Source organism: Streptomyces aurantiacus, assembly GCF_027107535.1.
Lineage (GTDB): Bacteria > Actinomycetota > Actinomycetes > Streptomycetales > Streptomycetaceae > Streptomyces.
Genome location: NZ_CP114283.1, coordinates 6,152,072 through 6,172,086, shown reverse-complemented (window position 1 = coordinate 6,172,086; position 20,015 = coordinate 6,152,072). Strand labels below are relative to the sequence as shown.

At 72.6% G+C, this 20,015-nt stretch carries 18 protein-coding genes; 2 read left to right on the top strand and 16 right to left on the bottom strand.

What is annotated here, in order from left to right; genetic code table 11:
- Positions 1 to 36: 36 nt before the first annotated feature.
- Positions 37 to 1,434 (bottom strand): S1 family peptidase, encoded by a 1,398-nt coding sequence (locus tag O1Q96_RS29655; RefSeq protein WP_269251083.1) that lies wholly within the window; start codon positions 1,432 to 1,434, stop codon positions 37 to 39.
- A gap of 276 nt (positions 1,435 to 1,710) precedes the next feature.
- On the opposite strand from O1Q96_RS29655, the gene O1Q96_RS29650 reads away from it, so the two are divergent.
- Positions 1,711 to 2,733 carry an alpha/beta fold hydrolase gene (locus O1Q96_RS29650; RefSeq protein WP_269251082.1) on the top strand — a complete coding sequence of 341 codons (1,023 nt, stop codon included), beginning with the start codon at positions 1,711 to 1,713 and terminating at the stop codon, positions 2,731 to 2,733.
- A gap of 250 nt (positions 2,734 to 2,983) precedes the next feature.
- Here O1Q96_RS29650 and O1Q96_RS29645 read toward each other — a convergent pair whose 3' ends face one another.
- The 15 genes from O1Q96_RS29645 to O1Q96_RS29575 all read right to left on the bottom strand — a co-directional run bounded on the left by O1Q96_RS29645 (position 2,984) and on the right by O1Q96_RS29575 (position 18,652).
- Positions 2,984 to 3,517 (bottom strand): hypothetical protein, encoded by a 534-nt coding sequence (locus tag O1Q96_RS29645; protein WP_269251081.1) that lies wholly within the window; start codon positions 3,515 to 3,517, stop codon positions 2,984 to 2,986.
- 18 nt (positions 3,518 to 3,535) lie between these two features.
- Positions 3,536 to 4,420 carry an oxidoreductase gene (locus tag O1Q96_RS29640; RefSeq protein ID WP_269251080.1) on the bottom strand — a complete coding sequence of 295 codons (885 nt, stop codon included), beginning with the start codon at positions 4,418 to 4,420 and terminating at the stop codon, positions 3,536 to 3,538.
- Positions 4,421 to 4,442: 22 nt separating this feature from the next.
- Positions 4,443 to 5,168 (bottom strand): class F sortase, encoded by a 726-nt coding sequence (locus O1Q96_RS29635; protein ID WP_419586967.1) that lies wholly within the window; start codon positions 5,166 to 5,168, stop codon positions 4,443 to 4,445.
- A gap of 55 nt (positions 5,169 to 5,223) precedes the next feature.
- Complete coding sequence (locus O1Q96_RS29630; RefSeq protein WP_269251078.1) at positions 5,224 to 5,835, bottom strand: hypothetical protein; 612 nt, start codon at positions 5,833 to 5,835, stop codon at positions 5,224 to 5,226.
- A 294-nt stretch (positions 5,836 to 6,129) separates the two neighbouring features.
- Positions 6,130 to 6,600, bottom strand: a complete 471-nt coding sequence (locus O1Q96_RS29625) for a GNAT family N-acetyltransferase (RefSeq protein ID WP_269251077.1) — start codon at positions 6,598 to 6,600, stop codon at positions 6,130 to 6,132.
- A 678-nt stretch (positions 6,601 to 7,278) separates the two neighbouring features.
- A complete protein-coding gene (locus O1Q96_RS29620) occupies positions 7,279 to 8,814 on the bottom strand; it encodes an ABC transporter ATP-binding protein (RefSeq protein WP_269251076.1) in 1,536 nt (511 codons plus the stop codon).
- Positions 8,811 to 9,713, bottom strand: coding sequence for an ABC transporter permease (locus tag O1Q96_RS29615; RefSeq protein WP_269253768.1), 903 nt, complete (start codon positions 9,711 to 9,713; stop codon positions 8,811 to 8,813). Before O1Q96_RS29615 ends, O1Q96_RS29620 begins: the two co-directional genes overlap by 4 nt.
- A gap of 53 nt (positions 9,714 to 9,766) precedes the next feature.
- A complete protein-coding gene (locus tag O1Q96_RS29610; protein WP_269251075.1) occupies positions 9,767 to 10,720 on the bottom strand; it encodes an ABC transporter permease in 954 nt (317 codons plus the stop codon).
- Positions 10,717 to 12,297: an ABC transporter substrate-binding protein gene (locus O1Q96_RS29605; protein WP_269251074.1), complete on the bottom strand. Its 1,581-nt coding sequence runs from the start codon at positions 12,295 to 12,297 to the stop codon at positions 10,717 to 10,719. The genes O1Q96_RS29610 and O1Q96_RS29605 overlap by 4 nt, the downstream gene beginning before the upstream one ends.
- An 88-nt stretch (positions 12,298 to 12,385) precedes the next feature.
- Positions 12,386 to 13,165, bottom strand: a complete 780-nt coding sequence (locus tag O1Q96_RS29600) for a class I SAM-dependent DNA methyltransferase (protein ID WP_269251073.1) — start codon at positions 13,163 to 13,165, stop codon at positions 12,386 to 12,388.
- Positions 13,162 to 14,394: an MFS transporter gene (locus O1Q96_RS29595; RefSeq protein ID WP_269251072.1), complete on the bottom strand. Its 1,233-nt coding sequence runs from the start codon at positions 14,392 to 14,394 to the stop codon at positions 13,162 to 13,164. The genes O1Q96_RS29600 and O1Q96_RS29595 overlap by 4 nt, the downstream gene beginning before the upstream one ends.
- Positions 14,378 to 15,424: a dipeptide epimerase gene (locus tag O1Q96_RS29590; RefSeq protein ID WP_269251071.1), complete on the bottom strand. Its 1,047-nt coding sequence runs from the start codon at positions 15,422 to 15,424 to the stop codon at positions 14,378 to 14,380. Before O1Q96_RS29590 ends, O1Q96_RS29595 begins: the two co-directional genes overlap by 17 nt.
- Entirely contained in the window at positions 15,421 to 16,512 is a 1,092-nt protein-coding gene (locus O1Q96_RS29585; protein WP_269251070.1) for a PLP-dependent cysteine synthase family protein, read from the bottom strand. Before O1Q96_RS29585 ends, O1Q96_RS29590 begins: the two co-directional genes overlap by 4 nt.
- On the bottom strand, positions 16,509 to 17,399 hold the full coding sequence (locus tag O1Q96_RS29580) for a Rossmann-like domain-containing protein (RefSeq protein ID WP_269251069.1): 891 nt from the start codon (positions 17,397 to 17,399) through the stop codon (positions 16,509 to 16,511). Before O1Q96_RS29580 ends, O1Q96_RS29585 begins: the two co-directional genes overlap by 4 nt.
- The gene (locus O1Q96_RS29575) at positions 17,396 to 18,652 is read right to left on the bottom strand and encodes an ATP-grasp domain-containing protein (RefSeq protein WP_269251068.1); all 1,257 of its coding nucleotides are present in this window, start codon (positions 18,650 to 18,652) and stop codon (positions 17,396 to 17,398) included. Before O1Q96_RS29575 ends, O1Q96_RS29580 begins: the two co-directional genes overlap by 4 nt.
- A gap of 420 nt (positions 18,653 to 19,072) precedes the next feature.
- On the opposite strand from O1Q96_RS29575, the gene O1Q96_RS29570 reads away from it, so the two are divergent.
- The gene (locus O1Q96_RS29570) at positions 19,073 to 19,819 is read left to right on the top strand and encodes an SAM-dependent methyltransferase (RefSeq protein ID WP_269251067.1); all 747 of its coding nucleotides are present in this window, start codon (positions 19,073 to 19,075) and stop codon (positions 19,817 to 19,819) included.
- Positions 19,820 to 20,015 lie beyond the last annotated feature (196 nt).

Here is a 20,015-nt window from a genome sequence, read left to right as displayed (position 1 = left end):
GCCACCGGCTGTCGCTGATCGGCTGACGCGCCCCGGTCAGCCCCAGCTCTGCGAGTACTGGCTGCGGTAGCGCTTGCGACCCCGCTCCGAACGGATCCGCAACGCCACCAGCGCGAGCAGGCTGCCGGCGATGACGAACAGTCCGGGCCCGAGGTTCCTGTACTCGCCGAGCCGTTCCAGCGCCGAGACCGTGCTGTCGGTCTGGCCCTCGGGAACCGTTTCCACCGGTCCCATGGCCCCCGGCAGGGCAGCTCCGGGGGCGGTGGACGCGGTGCCAGGAGGCACCGCCGCGCCCGCGTCACCGGTGCTTCCGGACGGGGGCGCCGCCTGACCGGCCGCTCCGGGATCGCTCGCCAGCTTCACCCCGAGCGAGTCCAGTGCCTTGGTCACCGGCTGGAAGAACGTCGTACCGCCGGCCTGGCAGTCCCCGCTGCCGCCGGAGGTGACACCCAGGGCCACTCCGTCGGCGAACATCGGACCGCCGCTGTCGCCCGGTTCGGCGCACACCGTGGTCTCGATGAGCCCGGTGACGGTGCCCTGCGGGTAGTTCACCGTGGCGTTTAATCCGGTCACCTCGCCGGACTGGAGGCCGGTCGTGCTGCCGCTGCGGAAGACCTTCTGGCCGACGGCCGGATCGGCCGCCCCCGTGATCCGTACGCCCTGGCCGTTGCCGACGGCCACGATGTCGGCGCCTTCGAGGGTGGTGCCGGGGCTGTACGCCACGAGCGAGAAGTCACCGCCGGGGAACGAGCCGGAGACGGTAGACCCGACCAGGTTGCTTCCCTGCTGGTCCGAGAACCACGTCGTGCCCACGGGGCCGCAGTGGCCGGCCGTGAGGATGAAGTTGCTCTGTCCGTTCGTCACGTTGAAACCCGCGGAGCAGCGTCCCGAGCCCGCGAAGAGCGAGTCGGCGCCGTTGAGCCGCGGGGTGAACGTGCCCTCCGTCCGCTCCATGCGCACGGACTTGCCGATGCCCTCGGCTACGGCGGTCATCCGCGCCCACTCGGCCGCGGAGACGGTGCTGTCGGCGCGCACCACCACCTGGTTGGCCGAGTAGTCCATCGCCCAGGAGGTACCGGCCACCTTGGGAGCGTCCTTCAGCGTCTCGGTGGCGGACTTGAGGTCCTGCATGGTGTAGCGGACGACCTTGGCGACGGCGCCCGCACCACGCACGTCGGCCGCGGCCTTCTCGTCCGTCACCGCGACCACCGGCCGCCCCTCGGCGTCGATCCAGGCCCCCGCCGTACGTGATGTGCCCAGTTCGGCGACCAGGTCCCGGCCCGTCTCGGCGGCCCGGGTCTGGGCGTTCGGGGTCTTCGGATCGCCCGACGTCTCGCTCGCCATGGCCTGCGAGACCATCAGCCCTCCGCAGGCCAGCCCGCCGATGGCGGCGAACCGTGCGATTCGCTGAACATTACGTCGTGCATGCCTCATCCACGGCTCCCGTGCGACTGTCCTGACACAGCGTCACCTCTGCGGGCGCTCCCGCGAGGTGAACGCCCTCCTTCAGTACGTGCCGTCGCGCGCTCCGGTTCACCGAGCGGCCCGGCTGTTCGGTCGCACTTCCGAAGGCGACCTTCCTGAGCGGGCCGCGTCCACGGCGGTGCCCGTCCCCCTCGGCGCGCATTTGCCGAAACGGCAACGCCCCTCGCACCTCCGCGCGGGCGCACCGATGATCGGCAGGAGCACACCCCACGCCGAGGAGGACGTATGCAGCAGGCCGTCAGTCCGTTCACACCGGCGGACGCCCAGCATCGAACGGTGGACGTTCCCGGCGGTCGCATCCACCTGGTCGAGCAGGGCGCCGGCCCACTGGTCCTGCTGGTCCACGGCTTTCCCGAGCTCTGGCACTCCTGGCGCCACCAGCTCCCCGCCCTCGCCGGGGCGGGCTACCGCGCGGTCGCGATCGACGTACGCGGATACGGCCGCTCCTCGTCCCCCGACGCCGTGGAGGCGTACCGGATCGGGGCCCATGTCGAGGACAACGTGGCGGTCGTCCGGGCGCTCGGCGAGGAGACCGCCGTGATCGTCGGCCACGACTGGGGCTCGACGATCGCCGCCGACTCCGCCCTGCTCAGGCCCGACGTCTTCTCCGCCGTGGGGCTGCTCGGAGTGCCGTACGCGCCGCGGGGCGCCCTGCGGCCGACCGACGCCTTCGCCATGATCGGCGGGGACGAGGAGTTCTACGTCAGCCACTTCCAGGAGCCGGGCCGTGCGGAGGCGGAGATCGAGCAGGACGTACGCGGATGGCTGGCCGGCTTCTACGCCACGCTGGCCGGCGACACGATGCCGGCGTCGGGCGACGGCTCGGTCTTCTTCGTCCCGAAGGGCGGCAGGCTCTCCGACCGCTTCGTGAAGGACCGCCCGACCTGGCTGACGGATGAGCAACTCGACTACTGCGCAGCCGAGTTCGAGCGGACCGGACTCACCGGAGCGCTCAACCGCTACCGCAACATCGACCGCGACTGGGAGGATCTCGCAGACTGGGACGGCGCCCCCGTCACCCAGCCGTCCCTCTTCGTCGCCGGTGAACTCGACACCTCCATCACGTGGTTGGCCGACGCGATCGAGGCGTTCCCCAGCACCCTCCCCGGCCTGGTCTCCTCGCACCTCGTCGAGGGCTGCGGCCACTGGGTCCAGCAGGAGCGCCCCGACGAGGTGAACCGGCTCCTGACCACCTGGCTCAGGTCCCTCGACGACCCGACGCCACCGGCCCCGACGCGTACGCCATGATGACGAGCCACACCCCGTTCGCCGCCGTACCGGCCCGCCGTTCGGTGACGGTGGCGAAGGTGTGCGTGGTGCCGGTCGTCACGACGTGTTCGGGCTGGCTGTCTCGGCAGTCTCGTTCGGTCCGGCCCAGGCCGTCCTGTGGGGCCGGCACGCCCCCGGTCGCGGCCGTCGTCGCCGTGGCCTCGGTGCACCGGCGCGACCGATGACCGTGCCGGGCGTCCCGAGGACACGAGCGGTGCCTGTCACGGCACTACGGGGCACGTGTGCCGTGCAGGGCGGTGCGGGCGACGCCGACGAACTGCACGACCGACTCCCAGAAGGGGGCGTAGCAGTCCTTGAACCGCAGGCCCGCGCCCTCCTCACCGGCGATCATCGCACCGAGCGCGCGGTAGTTGTCACCGGTGGCGCGGCGCAGCCGGTCCGCGGCCGAGGCGACCTCCGGCGGGCCCTCCAGATCAGCCACCCAGACCCGTTGGCGCAGCACGGCGTACTCGCCCCGAAGGCGTATCCGCAGCTCCCGCAGCGTCTCCAGACGCTCGTCGGCGTCACCGATCTCGTGTGCGTCGGTCACCTTCCAGTACAGGTCCCCCATGCGCTGGGCCTGCTCGATGAGGTCGACGTACGCCGCGCGCCGGGCAGCCCGGAGGCGGTCCGCCTGCACGGTCGCGGCGGCCGCGTCCGCCTGGATGCGTGCCGCCCGGGCGGTGCCGTGGCTGGTCACCCAGCTCGCGAGGACCGCGGTCGCGGCCGTCAGCGCGGCCACCCACAGAGTGCTGTCTCCCATGCCGGATCCGCCCCGCCGTCAGACGAGCCGGGCGACTTCGTCGTCCGACAGACGGATCGCACCCGCGGCCACGTTCTCGACGAGGTGGTCCGGATCGCCGGTACCCGGGATCGCCAGGACGTGCGGCCCACGGTGCAGCGTCCACGCGAGCCGGATCTGCGCGGGCGTCGCCCCGTGCGCGCGGGCGACGGCACGGACCCCGGAGTCGGCCGTGTCCACCGCCCCCCTGGCTCCGCCTTCGCCGGCGATGGCGAAGAACGGGACGAAGGCGATGCCCAGTTCACCGCAGATCCGCAGGACGTCGTCGTCCTCGGTGGTGCGGGTGCCCAGGGCGTACCGGTTCTGCACGCAGACGACGGGTGCGATGGCCCGCGCCTCGGCGAGCTGCTCGGGGCCGACGTCGGACAGGCCGAGGTGGCGGACGAGTCCGGCCGCGCGCAGTTCGGCCAGCGCGCCGAAGTGTTCGGCGACCGAATGGCGGCCGTGTGTCCGGTAGTTGACGACGTCGAGGTGGTCCCGGCCGAGCTGGCGCAGGTTCTCCTCCACCTGGCCGCGCAACTGCTCCGGCCTGGCCGCGGGGAGCCACTCGCCGGACGGGTCGCGTCCCGGGCCCACCTTGGTGACGATGACCAGGTCGTCCGGGTAGGGGGCCAGCGCCGAGTTGACCAGTTCGTTGGCGGAGCGCAGGGACGAGAAGTAGAAGGCCGCGGTGTCGATGTGGTTGACGCCCAGTTCCCTCGCACGCCTGAGCACGCCGAGCGACCGGTCGCGGTCGCTCGGCGTGCCCCGGTGGAAGGTGCCGCTTCCGGTCAGCCGCATGGTTCCGAAGCCGAGCCGGTTGACCGTCAGGTCCCCGAGCCGCCAACTCCCCGATGCCGTCGCGTCGATCGTCGCTGAGGTCACCGCAGGAGTCTGGCACGGACTTCTAGGCGGGGCGCGAGGGCCCCCGCGTCTGCGTCAGGTGCGCGAAGACGACGACGTTGCTCTTGTAGCCGGTCTTGCGGTCGTACGTCCCGCCACAGGTGATCAGCCGCAGCTCGGGGCGCTTTCTGGCGCCGTACACCTCCTGACTGGGAAAGTGCGCCTTCTCGTACACGCGGACGGCGTCCACGGCGTAGACGGCGGTACGGCCGTCGGCGCGCCGGGCCTCGACGAGCCGGCCGGGTGTCAGCGTACTCAGGCCGGCGAAGACGGCGGGCCCGGTGGCGGTGTCCAGATGGCCGACCATCACGGCGGTGCCCGGCTCCCCGGGCGAGGGCCCGCCCTCGTACCAGCCGGCCAGATTGGGTTTGTCGACGGGCGGGGTGGTGAGCTGCCGCCGCCGGTCCAGCTGAAGTCCGACGAGCGGGGCCTTCAGGCCGAGATAGGGGATGTGCAGGCCCGTCGGCCTGGACCGGGGGAGCGTCTGCGGCGGCCGGGGCGGCGGGCTGGAACGGCGGACGGGGGGTGGTGTCCGGGCGGGTGGTGGTGTTCGGACGGGAGGCGGAGTACGGACGGGGTTGCGCCGGGGCTCCGGTGTCGCGGAGGCGGGCGGGCCCGGGGACGCCTTCGCGTCCCCGGGTTCCGCCGCCGGGGCGGCGACCGGGCCCGCGGGCCGGCCGTCGTCCTCTGTCCACCAGATGCCGCCCACCACCAGCGAGAACGCCAGCACAACCGTTCTCGTCAGCCGGTAGGCGCGCGTGCGGTACCAGGGCCTGGGCGCGTGCCTACGCGGCACCGTCGGGCCGGCGACGCAGCATCCGGAAGTAGACGAAGCCGGACACGCCGACCAGGCCCACGGCTCCGGCGGCCGCGACGGCCGACACGGTCGGTGCCTCGGCGAGACCGCCGCCGCCCGCGGGCACGCCGCCGTTGGGCGCCGGCGGCGTGGCGGGCGGCTTGGTCGGCGCGGTGGGCTTGCAGTCGACCTTGAACACCTTGCTCTTGCCCGCCCCGTTCCCGCCCATGATCTTCCAGGTGAGCTTGTACTGGCCGTCCGGCAGCGCCAGCGTGTCCGTGTAGCCCGTGCCGATGGGGAGCGTGAGGGTGCCGTTGAGCGTGGCGCTGGCAGAGGCCGCGGGCTGTGGCTCGATGGTCCACGTGATGCCCTGCACGTCGTCGAAGTTGAAGGCGGCCAGGTAGAACTTGCAGACCTTCGGCTCGTTGCGCTGGTCGGTCGGGGACGTCGTCTCCGCGTGGATCTTGACGTCGCCGTTGTCGCCCGGGGCGGCGAAGGCGGCCGGCGCCCCGAGGAGGGCGGTGCCCGCGAGGGCGAACGCGGTGAGGGCTGCGGCGCCGGAGCGGACGCCGAGGGAACGGGGGAGCGATGAGGCGGACATACGAGATCCTCCGAGCGGAATGATTGTCGTACAAATCGGTTGTGCATCCGACTCCCTTTCACATCCGGAAGCGGGAAACACGGCGCATCGCTGATGACACGTCAGAGATCCCCCGGCCGGACCAACGTTCTGGCCTGTACGCGGGCGGATCCGCCACCTCGCCTGCGCTCGCGGTGCCCTCGTGGCCCCCGCGAACGCTCCGACGGGCGGGCGGGTGGCCCGGACCTGGGTGCCGCCGGTCCCGTGCCGCGGCTCTCGTGGTCCCGGTCCCGTGCTTCCGGCAGGGACCGCTGCTCAGGTGTGCCGCAGCCAGACGTAGTCGACCGGCTGCCCGGCGTTCCAGGCTTCGGCCGACTCGGCGTCGACCCGGCCGAAACCCGCTCCCCGGTAACAGCGCAGAGCGCCGGCGTTGTCCGGGTGCACCCGGACGAACACCTCCGAGAGGCCGGAGTGGCGGGCCTCCGCCAGCAGGCCCCGCACCAGTACGCGCCCCAGACCCCGCCCGCGGGCCCCGGGCGCCACGATGATGCGGGCCAGCTCGACCTCGTCCTCCTCGGCGTCGAACCACAACTCCCCGTAGCCGACGAGCTGTTCACCCTCGACGAGAACGTGGGCCGTCACGTCCGGCTCGTGCTGCCACGCCGCGACCGTCGGCCCGGCCACGGGGAAGTCCCGCAGCCCGCACCACATCACCACCTCCGCGGCGGAGGCCGGCCAGCTCGCCACCGTCGTCGCGTGGCCGGTGCCGAAGGGCCGCAGGTCCATGGGGAGTTCATCCGATCTCGATGGGGCTCGGTGGGGCTCGATGGGGCTCTGCGCGTCGCGCCGGGGTGCAGAGGGGGGCGGCACCGGGGCCGCCCGCCGCCGTCGGCCCGCCACGTCCGTCCCTCCGTCGGGACGCCCGCCTCGATGTCCTCCCTGCCCTCCATTCTGCAGGGGGATCACACACCGCGCCCGGACGCCTCCTGCCGACCCGCGTTCACCGCCCGAACCAGCCGTCGTACAGGTAAGTCGTATTTCTGCGGGACAAAGGAAAGGATCGTTGACGCGGCCGGAGCGCGGTGCCAACGTGCTCGCACCGGTCCTCCCGGGCCGGCCGGGACGCGGGCCTGCCTGTCAGGCCCCAACCCGCCCCGACCGCACGCTCGACCGGCCGGCCCCGGTGCTGCGGCACACCCACCTCGCAGCCGTACGTACGGACACCGCACCCCACCCGGTCGACACCACGAGGGGCGGCCCGCCGACGGTTCCGCGGGCGACCCGCGTCCGGGGAGGGCACTCACGGGGGACCCCTCCACCCGTGAGCGCTCTCCCCGGTCCCCGGCTCCTCAGGCAGTGGTGCTCGCCTCGGGAGAAGTGGCTGCACGGCCGGCGGGCGCCCTGGCCGTCCCCGCGCGCGCGGAAGTTGTGCACGCGCGCCGGATCACGGGGCGGTCCGCCCGGTCACGGCCTCGCCGCCGCACGCGTCGCGGACCGCACCAGTGAGGCGGTGAACGGGTGCGTGGGCGCCGTCAGGATGTCCTGTGCGGGTCCCTGCTCGACCACTTCTCCGGCGTCCAGCACCGCGATCCTGGCGGCGAGCCGGGCCGTGTCCAGGTCATGGGTGATGAGGACGAGGCAGAGGTCGTCGCGGTCGCGGAGCAGCCCGGCGAGCAGGCCGAGGATGCCGCGACGGGTGACCGTGTCGAGTCCGGAGGTGATCTCGTCGCACACCAGGACCCGCGGCCGTGCGAGCAATGCCCTGGCGAGCGCGGCCCGCTGGAGCTCGCCACCGGACAGGCGGTCGGGAGTACGTCGCGTCAACTCGCCCGGCAGGCCGAGTCCGTCGAGCGTCCGAGACGCCTCGGCCCGGGCGGCGGCGACCGGCATCCCGCGCAGACGCACCGCTGTCCGAGCCACCTGGTCGAGTATCGGCCGATGCTCGTCGAAGGAGGCGCGCGCGTCCTGGAAGACGTACTGCACGGCGGCGAGCCGAGTCCGCCCCCGGTCACGCAGACTGCGCTGCAGCGCCACTCCGTCGAGCAGCACCTCTCCCTCGTACGTGCGATGGAGTCCGGCCATGCAGCGGGCGAGGGTCGTCTTCCCGCTGCCCGAGCGGCCGAGGACGGCAAGGCACTCGTCGGGGCGCACCGTGAGTTCCGGGACACGCAGCACCTCGTCCCCGGCCCGGTGACGGGCACGGAGACCGCGGACCCGCAGTACCGCCTCCGGGCGAGGGCCCGCCGGGGCGAACTCCGCCAACACCGGCTGTTCCGCCAGGAGTTGCTGTGTCCACGGATGCGAGGGAGCCAGCCACACCTGTTCCGTCGGGCCGGATTCCACGACTCGGCCGTCCCGCATGACCAGCACCTCGTCGGCGAGCGCGCGTACGGTCTCCAGGTCGTGACTGAGCAGGACGACTCCGATCCCTCGCGCCGCCACCGCCGCCAGTTCCTCGACGACCCGGCGCTTCGTGAGCACGTCCTGCCCGGTGGTGGGCTCGTCCGCGACGACGACCCGAGCGCCCAGCAACAGCGCCTGGGCGAGCACGACCCGCTGCTGCTGGCCGCCCGAGAGCTGATGCGGAAATCGTCGCAACAGCGCGGTCCCCTCCGGCAGTTGGGCCGTTTCGAGCGCCTTCAGGACGCGCTCGCGGGCCGCAGTCCGCCGTTCGCTGCGAGGCAGCTCGCGCACCTGACCGCGTGCGATGTCGTGCAGCAGCGCACCGACCCGCCGTGCGGGATTGAGCACCGCCGCCGGGTGCTGCGGGACGTATCCGACCAACGCCTCCTCGACCCGCACACGGCCGCTGACGCGGGCTCCCGGCGGGAAGTCGCCCAGCAGGGCACGCCCCGTGGTCGTCTTGCCGCTGCCGGAGGCCCCGACCAGCGCGGTCACCCTCCCGGGCAGGACCCGCAGGCTCACCCCGTCGACGATGCGTCGGCCGCCGACCTCCACGGTCAGTTCATCGATCTCCGCGACCGCAGTCGGCCCGCTCATGAACGCGGCTCCTTCGTTCGAGCATCAGCACCAGCAGAGGCAGAAGTGCATGCCGGGGCGCGGGCGCCAGGAGGTGTCCCGCGCGGGGCGTCGTCCTCAAGGGCGCCTCGGACAACCGCGCGGTCGGTCCTGAGTGCCGCGTCGAAGAGCAGGTTGCACCCCATCGTCAGCGCGACGATCAGCAGCGCCGGGACGACCACGGCCCAGGGCTGCACGAACATCCCCGTACGGTTGCGGTCCACCATCACCGCCCAGTCGGATGCGTCCGGCGCCACCCCGATGCCCAGGAACGCGGCCGTGGCCACCAGGTACAGCACGCCGGTCAGCCGTATCCCCGCGTCGGCGGCGAGCGGCCGCAGGATCGACCGCCCCACATGGCCCACGGCGATCCGCCACCACGACTCGCCCTGCATCCGCAGCGCCTCCACCGCCGGCCGAGAGGCCACGTCGGCCGCGGTGGCCCGCACGATCCGGGCCGCGTCCGGGATGTTCACGAGCGCCACCAGCAGTGCGAGCCCGGCGGCCCCGGGCGAGAACACGGACGCCACCAGAAGGATCATCAACAGCGACGGCACGGCCAGCAGCACGTCCAGCGGCCGCATCAGCGTCTCCTCCAGCCAGGTTCGGTGGGTCAGCGCACTGATCAGCCCGAGCGGCAGCGCCACGAGATACGCCAACGCCGTCGCCGTGAGCGCGACGACCACCACGGGCCGGCCGCCGAGCAGCACCTGACGCCACACGTCACGTCCCACGAAGTCGGTGCCCAGCCAGTGCCCGTCGCCGAGCGTGAACGACGCGGCCCGCGGTCCGGGCCCGCCCGCGACCAGTGGCCCGAGCAGAGCGAGGGCGAGCGGCACACACACCAGGAAGGCCCCGAGCGCGAAGCGCCCCGGCGGCAGCCCCCGGCGAAGCCTCCTCCCCAATCCCGGCCGGCGCTCCTGCTTGTGCCCGTTCACGCGGCCACCTCCGCCCGCGGCGCGAACCGGTGGGCGACGAGATCCGCTCCCAGGTTCAGCACCACGGTGAGCACTCCGAACACCACCGCGAGTCCCTGCACCACCGGCACGTCCCGCTCGGCCACGGCATTCATCAGCACGGTCCCCAGGCCCGGAATCACGAACAGCGCCTCCACGACGATCACGCCGCACAGCAACCAGTCGACGGTACGGGCGAGTTGCTGAGCTGCGGGCGCCACCGCGTTCGGCAGGGCGTGCGCGTATCGCACCCGGGCGCCCGGGATCCCGTAGCGGCGGGCCTGCGCGACATACGGCGAGGCGAGGGCGTCGATCATCCCGGCACGCACCAGCCGGGACAGCGAGCACACCGGACGGGACAGCAGGACGAGCACCGGCAGGACGAGCGCCGCCGGATGCCCGAGCAGATCCGTGCCGTAACCGACCGCCGTCGGGGGCAGCCAGTCGAGCCGCAGCGCGAACACCGTCACGAGCAGCACCCCGAAGGCGAACTCCGGTACCGCGTACACCCCGAGGGTCACCGCACTGACCAGCCGGTCCACGAACCGCCCCTCGAACCGTGCGGCCAGCACCCCGAGCCCGACCCCGACCGGCACCAGCAGCGCGACGGTGATGGTGGCGAGCAGGAGCGTGGGACCGAAGGCACCGGAGATGTACGAGGTGACGGGCCGCCCGGACGCCAGCGAGGTACCGAAGTCCGCGTGCAGCAGCCCGGCCGCCCAGTCGACGAGGCGTTCGTACGCCGGCCGGTCCAGGTCCATCGCCTCGCGGATGGCGGCGATCCGCGCCGGGTCGGGCTGGTCCCCGGCGAGGGCCACCGCCGCGTCGCCCGGCAGCGCCTCGGTGAGTGCGAAGACCAGCAGCACCACGGCCACGGTCTGCGCACCCCCGAGCAGCAGCCGCCGGGCGACCCAGGAACCGAGTCCGCTCACGCCAGCCAGACCTTGTCGAACCGCGCCCAGTCGAGCGTGTTGGCGGGCGCCTTGCGCTCAACGCCCTTGACGGACTTGGCCGTTCCGATGATCCAGTCGGCGAACCCCCACACCAGGAAGCCGCCCTCGGCGTACAGCCTGCGCTGCATCCGGCCGAACACGGCGGCGCGTTCCTTCTCGTCCTTCGTGGACTGCGCCTGGTGGTAGAGCGCGTCGAAGTCCTTGTGGTGCCACTTGGTGGCGTTGGTGGTGGAGTCGGTGAGGAGCCGCTGCGAGATGTGCGACTCGATGGGCATGGCTCCGGAGCGGTAGCAGCACAGGGTCCCGGAGTCGAGGATGTCGGCCCAGTACGAGTCCTTGCTGCCCATCGTGACGTCGACGGTGACACCGGCCTTGGCCGCCTGGTCGCGGAAGATGCTCGCCGCCTCCGTGAACCCGGCCGCGACCGCCGACGTGTCCAGGGTGACCTTCAGCTTCTCCGCACCCGCCTTCTTCAGCAGGGCGCGGGCGCGGTCGAGGTCCTGTTCACGCTGGGGCAGACCGTCGGAGTAGTACTCGTATCCCTTGCCGAAGAGGTCGTTGCCGACCACGCCCGCCCCGGACAGCGCGCCGTCGACGAGTTCCTGGCGGTCGGCGATGAGGAAGAACGCCTCCCGGACCCGCTTGTCGTCGAAGGGCGCCCGGTCGGTCTTCATGGCGAAGGCCTGCATGGCGCTGTTGCGCAGCCGTACGATCTCGATCTGCCCCTTGCCCTCGTGGGCGCGGGCGGTCGTCGGGTTCAGCTCGTGGGCGTACTCGACCTGTCCGCCGAGCAGGGCGTTCACCCGTGCGGACTCCTCGTTGGCGACGACGAACTCCACCTCGTCGAGGTGCGGGGCGCCGTCCCAGTGGTCGTCGTTGCGGCGGAAGACCGCCGAGCGGCCCGGCGCGAACGACACGAAGCGGAACGGGCCGGAGCCGACCGGCTTCTTGTCGAAGTCGGCCGCCGAGGACCCGTCGGGAACGATGTACGCGCCGAACGCGGCCAGCACGTTGGGGAATTCGGCCGTCGGCCGCTTGAGGACGAACTCCACGGTCCGCTCGTCGACGGCCCGGCTCGCCTTGAGGTCGATGGGTTCGAGGGACGCCTTGGCGCGGTACGCCTTCTCGGGGTCGGCGATACGGCGGTAACTGAACAGGACGTCCTCGGCGGTGACGGGTCTGCCGTCGTGGAAGTCCGCCTTGCGCAGGGTCACCTTCCAGCGGTCGAGGCCCGCGTTCGGCTCCCAGCCGGAGGCGAGGCGCGGCAGCGCGGAGAGGTCGTCCCCGTAGTCGGCCAGCTTGTCGAAGAGTGCCTTGGCGCGGGCGACATCGGCGAAGAGGTTGGCCAGGTGCGGGTCGAGGGTCTCGCTCGCGCCGCCACCCGCGAAGGCCGCGCGCAGCCGCCCGCCGCGCTTGGGCTTCCCGTCGTTACCACTGCCCGCGCCGCTCGCGCTGGTGTCGCCGTCGGAGCCGCCGCAGCCGACGAGAGCCAGTGCGCCGATACCGGACGCGGCCACGAGCAGGCCTCTGCGACGGAGGCCGGGGTAGTCCTGCATGACGAAGTCCTTGCTGTTCGAGGTGTGTTGAGGTGACTTGAGGTGTATCGGGGGGCGTCGGGGGTGAGAGGTGGGGTGTGCCGGGTGGTCAGCCGTCGAGCCGAGCCACCACGTGCAGCCGGTCGGAGTCGGTCGCCGTGCCCGGCAGGTCGCCCTCCTGCCAGGGCGGTTCGGTGCGCGGCCCCGGACCGTCGTGCAGCGCGAGCACGGTGAAGCCGTGCGCGGTCAGGAAGTGGCGCAGTTCCTGCGGGAGGAGCAGCCGCCACGCGGAGCGCTGTTCGACGGGGGCCGAGCCGTCGTCGGCTGTCCAGGTACGGGTACGGCGCAGGAGCTGCGCGGTGCGGTCGACGTACAGGGTGGTCGTCGACCGGTACGAAGTGCCCTGCCAGGCGAAGCCGTTGGCTTTCGGCGTGTTGAGCAGGTCGTCGCGGCCGAGGAAGTAGGCGCCGTTGCGCATCTCGGCGACCAGGAACCCACCGGGCGGCAGACCGCGGCGGCAGGAGGACAGGAACCCGTCGAGATCGTCGTTGGTGTGGCAGTACAGGAGCGAACTGTCCAGGCACACCACCGCGTCGAAGCTCCCGAGGGTGAAGTCCCGCAGATCGGCGCGCACATATCGGGGTCCGGGGTGCCGGGTCCGGGCGTACGTCAGCATCGCCTCGGAGAGGTCGGCGGCCACGACCGACCGTCCTGCCGCGTGCAGGTGCGCGGCGTCCCGCCCGGTGCCGCACCCCAGATCGAGGACCCTCGGCCCGGCCCCGTGCCGGCGCAGACAGTCCTCGGCCCACCGTCCGGCCAGCCGGCCGGGATCGGGGAAGCGCGCCTCGTACAGTTCCGGATTGTCGGTCAGGAGATTGCCGCTGGTCATACGCTCGCCCCCACGGGAGCGGGGCGTCCGGGCAGGGCCCCGAGGCGGCGCAGCCAGGTGATCCCGGCCGCCGAGGCCAGCCCGACCGCCAGGCAGCACGCCCACGGCAGCCAGGCCGCGTCCTGCCGGCCCCCGGCATCCATCGCCCAGCCCACGACCGTGTTGCCCACGGCCGCGGCGACCCCGGACACCATGTAGAAGATCCCGAAGTACGTGCCGGTCAGCTCCGGCCTGCCGAAACCGGGGATCAGCTCCATCACGAAGGGCTGCGCGACCATGACGCCGACGTACAGGAGCAGGACACCCACGAGGACGGGTGCGGCGTGCCACGCCTGTGGCGCTGACCCCGACACCAGCATCGGCGGCAGGAAGGCGAGCCCCATCAGGGCGAGTCCGACACTGATGGCCTGCCGGGCGCGCTCCTTGAGCGCCCGGGTGAGCCGCATCTGCAGCGCGAGATTGGCGAGCGTGCCCACGAGGAAGACGAGTCCGGCCGCGCCCTCCCAGCCGGTGGCCCGGCGGGCGCCGTCGGGCAGCAGCAGGTACAGCTGGTTCTCCAGGGTGAACATGCCGACCATGGCCAGCGAGAAGGCCAGGAACCTGCGGTTGCCGACCACCTCGCGCCAGTCCGCGAGGACACCGCTCCGGCTCGGCGGCACCGTACGCGCGGGCAGCATCAGCGCCTGCGCCACGGTCAGCACCGCGAAGATCGCGGCGGCGGTCAGCGCGGAGGCACGGAAGTCGACGAGCAGCAGCACACTGCCGAGCAGCGGACCGATCAGCGCACCGGTGGTCGCGAACATGTTGAACAGCGCGAACGCCTCTGCCTTGCGGTCGCCCGCCTCCTGCGAGAGATAGGCCCGCACGGCCGGGTTGAACAACGCCCCGGCGAGCCCGCTCAGCACGGACGCGGCCAGCAGCACCGCGAGTCCGTCGCCGAGCGCGAACAACGCGAAGCCGACGGTACGCACCGCGCAGCCGGCGATGATGACGCCGCGCGCCCCGAGCCGGTCCGCGGCCGAGCCGCCGATGAGGAACAGTCCCTGCTGGCTGAGGTTGCGCACGCCGAGCACGATCCCGACGACGGCCGCCGACATGCCCAGGTCCTCGCCCAGATGCGTGGCCAGATAGGGGATGAGCAGGTAGAAGCCAATGTTGACGCCGAGCTGGTTGACCAGAAGGAGCCGGATCGCGGGCGAGAAGCCGCGTATCTCATGCAGCGTCTTCACGGCTCACCCGCTTCTCCCGTACACCGAGCCCGGGCAGGTCACTCGCCCGTACGACTCCGTCGGAGCCCCCGATCCCGGTCCACGGGTCGTCGGCGAGCAGCAGATGTCCGTCGAGGTCGGCCCAGCGGGCGCGGTCGGCGAGGTGCACGGCGGGCGCGAGGCCGAGGGTGCTGGCGGTGAGGCAGCCGAGCATCAGCTCGGTGCCGCTGCCGGCGATCGACTCGGCGATCCGCAGTGCCGCGTAGGGGCCGCCGCACTTGGCGAGTTTGACGTTCACGCCGTGCACACGGCCCGCCAGACGCCGTACGTCCTCCTGGCCGACGGCGTCCTCGTCGGCGATCAGCGGCAGCGGTGAGCGCTCGGCGAGCCGCGCCAGGCCCTCCGGGTCACCGGGCGCGACGGGCTGCTCGACGGCCTCGACACCCAACTCGGCGTAACGGGGTATGAGTTGGCGGGCCTCGTCGAGGGTCCATGCCCCGTTGGGGTCGAGGAGGAGCCGGGTGCCGGGGGCGGCGGCGCGAAGGGCACGTATGCGGTCGAGGTCGTCCTCGGGGTCCGGGGTGCCCGCCTTGGCCTTGATGAGGACGAAGCCGGCGTCCGCGAGTGCGCGGGCCTGCGCGGCGGCGTGCGGGGCCGGGACGATGCCGATCGTGCGGGCGGTGGCGGCGCTCGGCGTGCTCCCGGATCCGAGGAGCCGGTGCACCGGGGTACCGGCCCGCTTGCCGCACAGGTCGAGCAGCGCGGCCTCGACGGCCGCGTTCACGGCCGGCGGCCGTTCGCCCGACGGCCGCTCGCGCAGGGCGGTCTCGGGGTCGGCGAAGCGGCCCAGCTCACGGCCGGACTCGTACAGGTGCCGTTCCAGCGTGCCGGTGTCGAGGCCGTAGTAGACGCTGGTGACGGCCTCGCCGTGGCCGTGCAGGCCTTCGTGCTCGACCGACAGCCAGACGGCGTCGCGGGCGGCCGTCGTCGAACGGGATATGCGCAGCGGCTCGGCGAGCGTGAGCCGTACGGTGCGCAGGGTGGCCTTCACGGGCTCCCTTCCAGGGTGTTGAGGGGGTCGGTGACCGTGGCGCAGCGGACCCAGCCGGTGGCTTCGACGGCGTGCGCGTGCGGGATCTCGACGGGGCGGGTGGCGGCGGTGGCCGGGTCCAGGCCGTGCGCGGCCGCGAAGTCGTCGTCGTAGACCGTGCCGAGGTAGCGGTGCGGGCCGTCGGGGAAGACGGTGGCGACCACGGCTCCGGGGTGGATGCGGGCCGCCCACGCGGACACCAGCGCGACCGCTCCCGTGCTCCAGCCGCCGCTCACGAAACTGCCGCGGGCCAGGCGCCGGCAGGCGTCCGCGGACTCGGCCGGGCCGACCCAGTGGACCTCGTCGAAGGCCTCGTAGGCCACGTTGCGCGGATGGATGCTGCTGCCCAGACCGCGCATCAGCCGGGGCCTGGCGGGCTGGCCGAAGATGGTGGAGCCGGTGGCGTCCACACCGATCAGCCGCAGCCCCGGCCAGTGCCTGCGCAGCGGCCCCACGACCCCGGCACTGTGACCGCCCGTGCCGACACTGCACACCAGTACGTCCAAGTGGTCGAGCTGAGTGGAGAGTTCGGCGGCGAGCGAGGCGTAACCGGCGATGTTGTCGGGGTTGTTGTACTGGTCGGGCCAGTAGGCGTCCGGCAGCGCACCGAGCAGTTCGCGCAGCCGGGCGAGCCGGGCCGCCTGCCAGCCGCCCACGCCGGCGGGTCGGTCGACGAGTTCGAGGCGGGCCCCGTACGCGCGCAGCAACTGCCGCATTGACGGTTCGAGTTCGGTGTCGCCGACGAGCACGATGGGGTGGCCCAGCGCCTGCCCGGCGAAGGCGAGTCCGATACCGAGCGTGCCGGAGGTGGACTCCACGACCGGTGCGCCGGGCCGCAGTTCACCGCGGTCGCGGGCGCCGAGCAGCATGGACACGGCGGCCCGTGCCTTCATGCCACCGGCGGCGAGCCCTTCCAGCTTGGCCCAGAAGCCGGGCTGCGGGCACGGCAGATCGGTGGTCACCCTGGCCAGCGGCGTGCGGCCGAGGAGGGCGAGGAGGCCGGGGTTCGCGGGGGAGGCGGTGAGAGGGCGCAGCGCGGCCGTGGTCACAGTGTGGCCTCCGCACTGCCGTACCGGTGGATGACGCCCGGGCCGCCGTCCAGCCAGAAGAAGGGGTACGGCTCCGCGCACACCGCGCTCACTCCGGCGCCGAGGAACTGCGGCAGGACGGCGCTGCCGGTCTGCGCGAACATCACCAGCTGCTTGCCGTGGCGCAGGGCATGCTCCCGCAATGGTTCGAAGGATCCGTTGCCGAGTGTCATGCCGGAGGCCAGCACGGCGTCGCAGCCGTCGAGTTCGGCGAGCGCGTCGGTGACGACCTGCTCGCCCCATTCCGTCGAGCCGCCCTTGAGGTCGCACGGTATGTACCGAAGCCCTCGTGAACGCAGCGCCTCAAGCAGGGAGTTGACGACACCGACGACGAGGACGGTCTGTCCCGGCCGTACGTCCAGCAGGTCGACGACGGCTCGCGCTCGCGCCCGGGACTTCTCCAGGGAGGTTCCGGCCGGCAGTGGCAGGGGCAGTCCCCCGTTCTCCGGCGTGTGCGGGCGGACGTGCATCAGATAGGCGTCCAGCGCCGCCACGCGGACCGGCGCGAGCGGGTGCTCCAGCAGTCGTGCGACGTCCGCCCCCGCGCAGTCGTCCACCGCGCCGCCCGGCAGCGCGCCCGGTTCGACCGCGCACGAGCCGACGGCCCGGCCGAGGCGCAGACTGAGCACCTCGTTGCGGTAGCCGCCCCGACGCCCCTCGTGCCGTACGGCCTGACTCGTGGTGAACGCGACGGCGACACGCAGGGTGCGGGGGTCCGGACCGAGTTCGGCGGCCAGCACGCGTCCCACGAGATCGTCGTACGAGGTCGAGGTCGAGGTCGCGGTCGCGGCTGAGCCGGTCCTCTCGTGTGGGGTGGCAGGCGACTCCACGCCGCTCGCCGCCCTCATCGGACGGACACCCGCGGTCGCAGTCCGGACAGCAGCGCCTCGACCCGGGCCCGCGCGCCGAGCCCTTCCGCGTCACCGGCCATCACGTGACCGAGGTACTCGTTGTTGCTGCCCGCGGCCTTCACCACCCGACCCGGCTCGGCCAGCTGGACCTCCAACACGCCCTGTGCGGCGTGCACTTCGGCGGACCCCTCGATCGCCTCCAGGGTTCCCGCGACGTCCGGTACGAGAAATCCGACCGCCGCGCTGCGCAGTCCGGTGTCGCGCCGTCGCAGGTCGGGGGCCTGGCCCAGGGCGACGTCCACGCAGGCGGCGGCCAGATCGAGGCCGGTGACGTGACGGACCAGCTCGGTGATGCGGTTTCCGGCCGGGCGCGGGTTGACCTCGACCACCCGGGGCCCGGCTGCGGTCAGCCTGATCTCGGTGTGGGCCACGACGGCGTCCAGCCCGAGCGCCTTGATCGCCAGTACCGCGGTGTCCTGTGCGGCCTCCACGTCGGCCGGCGCGAGCGGGGCGGGAAACATGTGGCCGGTCTCGATGAAGGCGGGTGCTCCGCCGAGGCTCTTGTCGGTCACGCCCACCACATGCGTCGTACCGCCGAACGACACGGTCTCCACGCTGACTTCGGGTCCGTCGAGGAGGGTCTCGAGAAGGAGGACAGGCGCCCGCAGCTGACCGCGGGCGTTCAACGGGAAGTCGGCGATCGCCCGGCAGGCCTCGGCGAGCTCGCGCTCGTCGTCGACGCGCCGCACGTACATGCCCGCGCACAGGTCGACGGGCTTGACCACCAGCGGGAAGCCCAGCTCCCGCGCGGCCTCCTCGGCCGCGGCCCGGTCGGCGCAGACGGCGAAACGGGGGCCGGGGACACCGGCGTCGCCGAGGACGCGGCGGGTCGTGTCCTTGCGGCACGCGTTCTCCACGGCCTCGGGCGTCGGCCCGGGAAGCCCCAGCCGGGCGGCGATCCGCGCGACGGTCGGCAGATAGTAGTCGCAGGACGTGAGCACCCCGTCGAAGCCGAGTGCGCCGTGCAGACGCTCCACCTCCGGGAGCAGGGCGTCGATGTCGTTCGTCTCGGCGGTCAGCACATTGCGGGCCGCGAGCAGGGGATGGGCGGTGCCCTCCGGAGCGGAGCGCAGGTAGTGGTGCAGGTCCCGGGTGAGGAAGGTGAACGCGTGCCCGCCCTCCCGGATCGCTCGTGGCAGCAGTCTGCTCATCGATCCGACCCAGCTCTCGACCACCAACAGATGAGCCACAACTCCCCTTCCGCGCACTCCGGTTGAGTGTCAGGGCACGCCAAGGGCACCCCGTGGCGGGGCGCGGACGGCGTGACCGACGCACACGCTATCGACAATCATTTTCATTGTCATCTGATTGCCCGGACTTTGTTGCCACGACGGCAAAATCCCGCAGCGGCGGCGACGGGAGCGGGGGTCCGCGGTGAGACCACTGGGCCGCGGCGGCACCCACGGTCCGCGGCGCGATCGACGGCTCCCGCCGCCGACGCGGAAAAGCCGTGGACAGGCGCCGAGCCGCGGATCTAACCTCGGCCGGTCCGAGTCGGTGATCCTTTTCGAGCGAGGTGCGGGACATGACGGTGCAGACGGGCGCGGCCACGTACGACGAGCTGCGTACTCCAGCCCTCACGACCCCCTCGGACCGAAGGAATCCCAGAAGTGGATCTGCCACGTAGTTTCACCGTCCGCGAGAGCGGACACCGCATTCACAACCCGTTCACCAGCGAGAAGCTGGCCACCCTGGGCCGGGCCCTGCGCCTGGCACCCGGGACGGGCATGCTCGACCTCGCCTGCGGCAGCGGCGAGATGCTGTGCACCTGGGCCCGCGACCACCAGGTGACGGGCACCGGCGTGGACATCAGCACCGTGTTCCTGGCGAACGCCCGCGCCCGCGCCGAGGAACTCGGCGTCGCCGACAGGGTCGCCTTCCGGCACGCGGACGCGACCGGCCACGTCGCCGACGAACCCGTCGGTGTCGCCGCCTGCGTCGGCGCCACCTGGATCGGCGGCGGGGTGACCGGCACCGTCGAGCTGCTCCGCAGGAGTCTCGCCCCCGGTGGGATCATGCTCGTCGGCGAGCCGTTCTGGCGCCGCGCGCCCGAGGACCGGGCCGTCCTCGACGGCTGCCACGCCGGCAGCGAGGACGACTACCGGCCGCTCCCGGAGCTGGTCGAGCACTTCGGCCGGCTCGGCTGTGACGTCGTGGAGATGGTCCTCGCCGACCAGAGCGACTGGGACCGGTACGTGGCCGCGCAGTGGCTCAGCATCCGGCGCTGGCTGGACGCCCATCCCGACGACGAGCTCGCCGACGAGATGCGTGAGGATCTCGCGACCGGGCCCGCGCGTCACGTCCGCTACCAGCGCGAGTATCTGGGGTGGGGCGTCTTCGCGTTGATGAACCGCTGACGCGAGAGGGTGGGCTCCGTCGGTGAGTACGCACGCTCACCGGCGGAACCCGCCCGTTGCGCCTGTTGCGGGCACGGCGGGGCACGGGCCGTGTGCGGCGGTCGATTCGCCCTGCCGGCGCGGCCGTTGACGCCCGGCCCGGCGACGCACCGTTGAACCTCCGGGCGGGAGAACCCGTATCCCTTCTCAGTACCGC

Excerpts from the sequence above, each read along its gene's own strand:
- O1Q96_RS29655 (WP_269251083.1), bottom strand. The coding sequence starts at position 1,434 with ATGAGGCATGCACGACGTAATGTTCAGCGAATCGCACGGTTCGCCGCC.
- O1Q96_RS29650 (WP_269251082.1), top strand. The coding sequence starts at position 1,711 with ATGCAGCAGGCCGTCAGTCCGTTCACACCGGCGGACGCCCAGCATCGA.
- O1Q96_RS29645 (WP_269251081.1), bottom strand. The coding sequence starts at position 3,517 with ATGGGAGACAGCACTCTGTGGGTGGCCGCGCTGACGGCCGCGACCGCG.
- O1Q96_RS29630 (WP_269251078.1), bottom strand. The coding sequence starts at position 5,835 with ATGTCCGCCTCATCGCTCCCCCGTTCCCTCGGCGTCCGCTCCGGCGCC.
- O1Q96_RS29625 (WP_269251077.1), bottom strand. The coding sequence starts at position 6,600 with ATGGACCTGCGGCCCTTCGGCACCGGCCACGCGACGACGGTGGCGAGC.
- O1Q96_RS29620 (WP_269251076.1), bottom strand. The coding sequence starts at position 8,814 with ATGAGCGGGCCGACTGCGGTCGCGGAGATCGATGAACTGACCGTGGAG.
- O1Q96_RS29605 (WP_269251074.1), bottom strand. The coding sequence starts at position 12,297 with ATGCAGGACTACCCCGGCCTCCGTCGCAGAGGCCTGCTCGTGGCCGCG.
- O1Q96_RS29600 (WP_269251073.1), bottom strand. The coding sequence starts at position 13,165 with ATGACCAGCGGCAATCTCCTGACCGACAATCCGGAACTGTACGAGGCG.
- O1Q96_RS29580 (WP_269251069.1), bottom strand. The coding sequence starts at position 17,399 with ATGAGGGCGGCGAGCGGCGTGGAGTCGCCTGCCACCCCACACGAGAGG.